The organism is Morganella sp. EGD-HP17, assembly GCF_000512315.2.
GTDB lineage: Bacteria > Pseudomonadota > Gammaproteobacteria > Enterobacterales > Enterobacteriaceae > Morganella > Morganella morganii.
In genome coordinates, this window is sequence record NZ_AZRH01000033.1 from 1 (window position 1) to 6,378 (window position 6,378).

A 6,378-nucleotide genomic window follows, 5' to 3' on the forward strand; every position below is an offset into this window, starting at 1 on the left:
GAACATCCCGTTTTTGCAAACGCCGGTTAAATCGCAGCTCAGGGCGCTGGAGTCCGAACTGCACCGGCAGTGGAAAGCCTTCAACCGCGAGCTGAAACAGGGGAAGCTGAAGCATCTGGAATATGATAAAGAAACGCAGAGGCTGACCTGGCATAAATCCGTGATCAGCCGTCATAAGGCGCAGGAGAAGCGATTTTATGAGCAGTTACCATTCTGCGATGTGACCGCCGTTTTCCGGTTTGTTAACGGCCAGTGCCGCTTTCTTCATGCCATGAAGCCGCTGCAGCCCCGCTATGCCAAAAAGAATGCCGATGCAGACAGCCTGATGGCGGTCATTGTTGCCCAGGCGATGAATCATGGTAATCATGTGATGGCACGAACCAGCGATATCCCGTTTCATGTACTGGAAACCACGTACGAACAGTACCTCCGCCTGGCGTCACTGGTCACGGCCAATGACTGCATCACCGATGCCACAGAGGCACTGCCGATTTTCCCGCACTATTCCTTTGATCCGGAAACGCTTTATGGTGCCGTTGACGGGCAGAAGTTTGGCATTGAACGGCCGACAGTAAAGGCCCGGCATTCACGTAAATACTTCGGCCGCGGTAAAGGCATGGTGGCCTACACGCTGCTGTGTAACCACATCCCGATCAACGGTTACCTGATTGGCACGAACGACTATGAAGCCCACCATGTCTTTGATATCTGGTACCGCAATACCTCAGAGGTGAAACCCACGGCCATCACCGGCGACATGCACAGCATCAACAAAGCCAACTTTGCGATCCTGCACTGGTTTGGCCTGCGCTTTGAGCCTCATTTTACGGACCTGAACCGGCAGTTACAGGAGCTGTACTGCATCAGAGATCCGTCTGCCTATAAAAAATTCCTGATCCAGCCCGCCGGACAGATTGACCGGGAGCTTATCATCCGCGAAAAAAGCAATCTCGATCGTATTGTCGCCACGCTGGGGCTGAAAGAAATGACGCAGGGGACGCTGGTCCGCAAACTGTGCACGTACACCACGCTCAATCCGACGCGGCAGGCACTATTCGAATATGACCGGCTGGTACGCAGCATCTACACACTGAAGTATCTGCGTGATCCACAGCTGGAACGCAACATCCGGCGTTCCCAGAACCGGATTGAATCTTATCACCAGCTGCGTGCCGCAGTGGCCAAAGTCGGCGGAAAGAAAGAGTTAACCGGAAAAAATGACATTGAAACAGACATCAGTAACCAGTGCGGGCGGCTGATTTGCAACGCGATGGTGTATTACAACTCGGCGATCCTGTCGCGATTACTGGAACGACTGGAAGCGGAAGGCAATGCCAGGGGTATTGAGGCTCTGGCTCGGATATCACCGGTGGCCTGGCAGCACATTTTGCTGAACGGACATTATACCTTCCAGAGCAGCGATGAAATTATTGACCTGGATGCGCTGGTTGTCGGGCTGAAACTGGGGTAACGGAAATTTCGGCGGTTCCGGCGTAGAACCCCACTTTGAATAAATTACGGGTTAGTCATTTAATCATATGCATGATTATAAACGGATACCGTCCCTGAACGGATTTCCGTTAGGATGAAAATCGCTTAGTGTGTTATTGCGGAAATGATCACGGAACCCCACTATAATACGAATACTGAGGTGGACGCTCAATGGAGCGTCACCTTTTTCAAAGAAACCATTCCGGCCTGATACCGAATCTGGCTGACAATGCTTTAATATGAGAAATAGTTAAAGCCCGCTGCCCTGAAAGGATCTGACTGACAAGCGACTTAGAACCTATTTCATTTTTCAGGTCAGAATAAGATAGTTTGTACTGGTCAATCAGTGTTCGCAACAAGGCGACCCCCACTGACGTTTTTGCGACAGCATGATTAAATTCAGCAAAATCTTCACATGTATCTTCATAATCTGTAATTTTGCCAGCCAGAAAATCAATGAGCGGACTCTCATCATCGTATTCTATAAGATAATCTATTAAATCCAGAGCGTCACGGTAGTCTTTCTCTGAGGAGTTTCCGCCTAAAAAAGGCACCGCTGCAACTAAATCTTTTGCGGCTTTGATTGCTTTTACTGTATCTGTAATCATTCTTTGTGCTCCCTGTAGTAACGGGTCAGCTTATCGTATTCAGTGTGTGTAGCGATATGTTTAACGTAAAATCGTTTGTTAATAAAGTTAATGTACGCAATAACCCGGAGATTGTTTCCTCCCACATCCAAAATCCACCATTTATTACGGTATTTAAAATTATCAAGGCTGGGCAGAATTTTTCGTAAATCATCAGGTGAAGAAAAATCATTTTCTTTAACTACGCGATAAAGGGCTTTAATGGCCTGAGCATCATTAGGGTATTGTTTTGTTGCTTCCAAAAAAGGTTCTTTCGATATTACGTGCATCAGAAAATCCATTTGTTTACAATATGTGAACATCATAAGGTATTAACGATTGGTTTGCAATATGTAAACCATGGTTTTGCCAAAAAACGTAGAGTCCCCCTGAACAACCTCAGTAGTAGAGGTTTGAAGCCCAACCGTACGGAAACGTACGTCAAGTGCATTTTTTGAGCAATTAGGGCGAGTAAAGAAAACAAGGGCTTTATTTACTCATTTACTCTTTCCGTTGATGCCAGTAACTATGCGGTTTTCGGTACTTCCTGTGTTAATAAACTCGGTAATAAAATCAACGTAAATCTGGCCTACATCCCCACGACTTTATAGACTTAAAATCATATGGTTATGCTCTTAACGTACGTTTCCGTACGGTTGGGTTTCAGACCCCATCATGGAGAAAAGCAAAGACAAGAAAATGTTGTCGCTTCGCTCCATTTTGATTAGTACCACATTGGGGCATTAGGTTTTTTATTTGAAAAAACATTGAAATGGATAAAAAAAAAACCATATACGTATTGGGTGATCATGCCCTCAATACAAACCGACAAGGTAAACTATATGGCTTTTATTTTAGTAAAAAACAAAAAGAACACGTCTGATAAGACACCACCAACAGGGTACACCTGCTGGTTAGATTTTTGGGAAAAGAAAAAAGGCAAAAAAGCAACGGAATGTGAAAGATTAGGTTGCAAGGAAACTAAAGATCTAGTTGGTGCGCATGTCATAAAATCAGGTGAAGGTGGCAAAGAATACATTCTTCCTCTTTGCAAAGGTAAAGATTGCAATCACACCTCAAACGAAAGTGAATTTAAAGCGTGGGATAATGACCTAATCCCAGTAAAAGAGGGAGCCTAGAATGGCATTTTCACAACAAACAATTGATGCCGTGTGGGCAAAAGCAACACATTGCGGCTCTAACAATGAAGCTAATGGTTATAGAAAAGACCAATGTACCGCATGGATTAAGAAAAGTTCTTACGGCACAACAGGCACCTATGGATGGGAGATAGATCATATTACCCCCGTGTCATCTGGAGGTACGGATAATATTAGCAACCTCAGACCATTACATTGGGCTAACAACAGAGCCCGCAGTGACGATCGCTTAAACACAACAAAACCTGAAGTAAAATCCGTCAGTGACGAAAATCACCGCTTAGATGGAAATGGCAATTACAAAAAAATGTAACAACAGACATAAATAAAGCTTCTTGGGGTTCTACGCCGGAACCCCAGATTTTTCCGTTATCCCAGTTTCAGCCCAGCAACCAGCGCATCCAGGTCAATAATTTCATTGCTGCTCTGGAAGGTATAATGCCCGTTCAGCAAAATATGCTGCCAGGCCACCGGTGATATCCTGGCCAGCGCCTCAATGCCCTTGGCGTTGCCTTCCGCTTCCAGTCGTTCCAGCAATCGCGACAGGATCGCGAACGAAGCAGCCTTTGGCTGCAAATCGATGTATGGCAGAATAATGATATTCTGAAATACCATTACTGCAGGTTATCTTATGACCCATTCAACTCAACATCAGCGCACTCACACAAAAATGGTGAAACAGGCTTTCAAAGCTGTGACCCGCCAGACCGACATTCCTTACCCTATTGTTTTTCAGCGTTTCATTGACGCTGAGCCTGTATGTAATGAGCTGGTCTGGGAAGCCTTCTACCGCCTGTTCCCCGACTCCCCTTACCATTACGTGACTTTCTGTCACGACTGCCGCTCCTTCGACCTGTATAAGACCGAACGGGATATGCTCCTTGACGGTCCTGTCTGGTAATACCGGCTTTCAGCCCCGGCCCATGAAGGTGTTGTTTCAGCGCAACGGTGTCTGGGCTGACTTACTGGAAACCTGCCCGCTGCGGGAAACCGAAGTTGAGGTGGTTACGAAGATGCTCGCCTGCGGGACGCTGCTGCTGGGAACCCGTGAGTTTCACTGTGATAATCCTGACTGCACACATCAGCGCCTGATACACCAGAGCTGCAAAGGCCGGGGTTGTCCGGTCTGCGGCAAAAAGGCCACCGATATGTGGATAGCCAACCGCAGATGGTGCGAAGCCCGTTCACAATTGTGTAGTCAATTTTTGAATATTTACCGGAAAACCTCATCATAATATTGTTGTTATGCGCGTCAGCGCATGTCAGGCGGCAAAAGTGACTGAGAATATCACTGTGGTCAGATGGCCGCCGCAGCCCGGCAGCGCCGGTGACAGGCTGTTATAGTCCGCATACCCTCCCCCGTCCTGCCGGAACCCTCCGGTTGTAAAACCATTTTGTTGTTTTTATTCCCGCCGTTGGCCGCAGTTGGCCGGGCATGCCCGGCTGTACTGCGCGTTATGCTGCGTTTGCGCGGCATTACGGGGAATAGTCCGCTGAAACTGAAACCTCTCCGTTCTGAGCGGCGGGAACGTAGTTCCCTGTGAGCGAAGGCATTATCTGATGTTTACTGATGGGGTGCGCTTTAAAAACGCGCCCCAATCTCCTTTTTATTAAAAAAGGACGTTTAGTTCAGAAACTAAGAACGAAGTTAACCTGATCCATACCGATCTGTACGAAGTTAACTGATGGACTTTCATACCATACGAAATTAACTGGACGTATAGTGAGCAATTATTGGCAGTAATGACACCGGCACGCTCTCCGCCGGTAAAAATGAACCGGTCCGGGACATACAAACAGGGCATTTCCGGCAGAAAGCCAGCACGAAAACCGCCGGAGAGGCGGTCAGTTCAGACTGTGACGGGACTAATGGTCAGGCAGGTTATCGAGGTAGCACTGATACAGCAGCTCGCCGTGCAGCGCCGGGAACTGCGATTTTATCCGCTGCTCCAGTGCACGGACAACAGCAACCGGGTTTATCTGCTTCCAGCGCTCATACAGCCGCCAGGCATTTCCGTGCGTGTCTTCCTGCGGACGGGACGCTTTCAGCTGTGCTTTCTTTTCTTTCAGGGCTTTTTCCAGGTGTTTCTTTTCGCTTTCCAGCGCCTCATCATCCCCGGTAACCAGACGGCGCAGCTTTTTCAGCAGGTTTTTCAGCGCGTGCCGGTTATCCAGTGACGCCACATTAGAACGGCTCAGGCGCAGCACATGGCGGGCATACCGTTTCTGGTATTCCTCACGCAGTCCTTTGCGCTCCATCCAGCGCCGGAAGCGCGTGACAATGTCACGCAGTGCCGCCAGACCAAATCCCAGCCCGGCAAAAAACTCCGGCCGCAGCCAGATGCGCATCGCCTTGTACTGTTTCGCCTCACGGTCAAAATCACGGTGAATAATAATCAGATTCGCCGCCTCCCAGTCATGCAGCGCATGCAGCACCGGGTCATAGCTTTTGCGGCCGTTCTCATACTGATGCAGCTGACCACATTGTGCGGCCAGCGTTTCCACCGGACACATCACCTCAAACAGCGCCTCACTGTCCGGGTTGTAGTCCGCATTGGCGATCATCGCCAGCGCCAGCGCATACCAGGTCTCCCTGCGCTCGGAGCGCACGGAGACCCGCTGGTTACGTTCACAGCGCAGATTATAGATATGCGGGTTACGGTTCCAGTCATGACGGGACAGTGCCGCCGAAAAACGGCGCACCGCCGCAATGGCCGGTAATTTGCCTTTAAAGACAGGCAGATAATGACGGTGAATTTTATGACCGTTCACCGGGGTATGACGTGTCAGGGAATCAGACACAGTCTCCTGCGCTTATGTTGTGCCGCAGGAGTTGAATTTTGCTCGGCATAATTCTATACTCCCCGTCAGGACATCAACATTTGCCCTGACAGAATGTCACTGGATAGCCCTGATAATCTTTTCTGATTCCGCCAAGTTTCTCAAAGATTACAGGGCTTTTCTATTGGGTTCGGCGCGGTTCTTTGTGCCTACGTCCCTTTTCGTCACCTTTCGGCGTGACAACCACACATTCGTTAATGCCGCTTAATTTAGCACTCAGCCGCACTTCCCGCAATCTTTACGGTGATTTATCCGATTTC

Annotated in this window: 8 protein-coding genes and 1 pseudogene; 5 read left to right on the plus strand and 4 right to left on the minus strand. The window is 48.6% G+C overall.

Features of this window, described 5'->3' with window-relative positions:
• A partial coding sequence (locus X965_RS18190) for a Tn3 family transposase (RefSeq protein WP_036419627.1) occupies positions 1-1,471 on the plus strand: 1,471 nt, incomplete at its 5' end.
• Positions 1,472-1,679: 208 nt separating this feature from the next.
• Here X965_RS18190 and X965_RS18195 read toward each other — a convergent pair.
• Positions 1,680-2,099 (minus strand): type II toxin-antitoxin system HigA family antitoxin, encoded by a 420-nt coding sequence (locus X965_RS18195; RefSeq protein ID WP_036419629.1) that lies wholly within the window; start codon positions 2,097-2,099, stop codon positions 1,680-1,682.
• Entirely contained in the window at positions 2,096-2,407 is a 312-nt protein-coding gene (locus X965_RS18200) for a type II toxin-antitoxin system HigB family toxin (RefSeq protein WP_036419634.1), read from the minus strand. The genes X965_RS18195 and X965_RS18200 overlap by 4 nt, the downstream gene beginning before the upstream one ends.
• A gap of 552 nt (positions 2,408-2,959) precedes the next feature.
• Here X965_RS18200 and X965_RS18205 point away from each other — a divergent pair.
• Both X965_RS18205 and X965_RS19160 read left to right on the plus strand, forming a co-directional pair.
• Positions 2,960-3,256, plus strand: coding sequence for a hypothetical protein (locus X965_RS18205; protein WP_036419631.1), 297 nt, complete (start codon positions 2,960-2,962; stop codon positions 3,254-3,256).
• A 1-nt stretch (position 3,257) separates the two neighbouring features.
• Complete coding sequence (locus X965_RS19160; RefSeq protein WP_072144603.1) at positions 3,258-3,590, plus strand: HNH endonuclease signature motif containing protein; 333 nt, start codon at positions 3,258-3,260, stop codon at positions 3,588-3,590.
• Between the two features lie 56 nt (positions 3,591-3,646).
• Here X965_RS19160 and X965_RS18210 read toward each other — a convergent pair.
• Positions 3,647-3,829: pseudogene (locus X965_RS18210) on the minus strand (Tn3 family transposase); the annotation flags it as partial.
• Positions 3,830-3,908: 79 nt separating this feature from the next.
• Here X965_RS18210 and X965_RS18215 point away from each other — a divergent pair.
• Complete coding sequence (locus tag X965_RS18215) at positions 3,909-4,178, plus strand: hypothetical protein (RefSeq protein ID WP_036419633.1); 270 nt, start codon at positions 3,909-3,911, stop codon at positions 4,176-4,178.
• Between the two features lie 22 nt (positions 4,179-4,200).
• On the plus strand, positions 4,201-4,512 hold the full coding sequence (locus X965_RS18220) for a transposase zinc-binding domain-containing protein (protein WP_051997415.1): 312 nt from the start codon (positions 4,201-4,203) through the stop codon (positions 4,510-4,512).
• A gap of 631 nt (positions 4,513-5,143) precedes the next feature.
• Here the strand turns inward: X965_RS18220 and X965_RS18225 are convergent.
• A complete protein-coding gene (locus X965_RS18225) occupies positions 5,144-6,079 on the minus strand; it encodes a hypothetical protein (protein WP_051997417.1) in 936 nt (311 codons plus the stop codon).
• Between the last annotated feature and the right edge of the window lie 299 nt (positions 6,080-6,378).